The 1,351-nt window shown below is 59.7% G+C and carries 2 protein-coding genes; one reads left to right on the top strand and one right to left on the bottom strand.

The genetic code is table 11. The features are described 5' to 3' along the window. Positions 1-1,172: RHS repeat-associated core domain-containing protein (locus ACPEES_RS23405; RefSeq protein ID WP_435106924.1), on the top strand; the 1,172-nt coding region annotated here is incomplete at its 5' end. Here ACPEES_RS23405 and ACPEES_RS23400 read toward each other — a convergent pair. Continuing rightward, positions 1,162-1,351: hypothetical protein (locus ACPEES_RS23400; protein WP_435106922.1), on the bottom strand; the 190-nt coding region annotated here is incomplete at its 5' end. The genes ACPEES_RS23405 and ACPEES_RS23400 overlap by 11 nt on opposite strands.

The raw sequence follows: 1,351 nt of genomic DNA, 5'->3' as shown, positions 1-1,351 counted from the left end.
CCCAGGTGCACGGCTATAGCTACGACGCCAACGGCAACCGCACCGCCTACACCGGCACCTTCGGCGATGCCAGCGGCACCTACGATGCCCAGGACCGACTCGAAAGTTACGGCGGCGCCACCTACACCCACAACGCCGCCGGCTACCGCACGTCGAAGACGACCGCGGTGGGCACCACCGAGTACGACTACGACGCCATGGGCAATCTCCGCGGCGTCACGCTGACGGACGGCACCAACATCGAGTACGTCATCGACGGCCAGGACCGCCGCATCGGCAAGCGCGTCGACGGCCAGCTCGTCAAAGGCTGGCTCTACCGCGACTCGCTCAACCCCGTCGCCGAGCTCGACGGCGCAGGCAACGTCACTGCCCGCTTCGTCTACGCCGACAAGGCGAACGTGCCCGCCTACATGGTCAAGGGCGGCACCACGTATCGCCTCATCTCCAACCACCTCGGCAGCGTGCGCCTGGTGGTCAACACCGACACCGGCGACATCGCCCAACGCCTCGACTATGGTCCCTTCGGCCAGGTCACCGAGGACACCAACCCCGGTTTCCAGCCCTTCGGCTTTGCCGGCGGGCTCTACGACCCAGACACGGGGCTCGTGCGCTTCGGGGCGCGGGACTATGATCCGGAAGTGGGGCGGTGGACGGCGAAGGACCCTATCCTGTTTTCCGGTGGAGACGCTAACTTTTACGGGTATGTTCTCCAAGATCCGGTAAATAAAATTGATTCAACCGGTCTCGTTACGTTTACCATGCAGCTAAATATCCGAGTCGCTGGCTGGCTAAACAACTTAGGGCAAAATCTCGGCTTGTGGGACACTGACGTACATGGCTTCTCTGTCGGCATTGCGGAATCCTTTTGGTTTTTCGATGGCGCTGAACGCGACAGTGGAATCTTTTGGGGTTTCGATGTTGGTGGCGCTGCGGGTGGTCTCGGCGGCATTAGCATGACGGGCGGCATCTGGGGGGGCTCCCTTTGCGACTTGGCGGGAAACGATAGCAATTCATTACATGGGACGTTTGGCGGTGTCTCTGGAGGTCTTGGGTTTTCGGGAAACGGGGGACTAGAAGGGGCCACACTTGGTGTTGGTAATGGTGTCAATGCAGACCTTACCGCCACCCTGACTTCGATATGGAGCATGAATCATGGGTTGATTACGCCGTGACGCCCATGAAGAAGTAGTCCTGCGTCAGGGGTCGGCTTGTTTTTTTGTTGCTGCCGCCTATACCTGTTGCAGGGAAGTGCAACATATTCCGTGATGCATAATTCGTCGGTCCTGAAAAACTCGCAACCGACTGATGCGGCGTAGATTTCGGCGTTTCCCAGCGTTCTGGAATCGCCGGT

Source organism: Arhodomonas sp. AD133, from assembly GCF_051195215.1.
In the GTDB taxonomy this organism is placed as follows: Bacteria; Pseudomonadota; Gammaproteobacteria; order Nitrococcales; family Nitrococcaceae; genus Arhodomonas.
The sequence above is the reverse complement of the archived record's forward strand: the minus strand, read 5'-3'. Positions and strand labels throughout refer to the sequence as shown.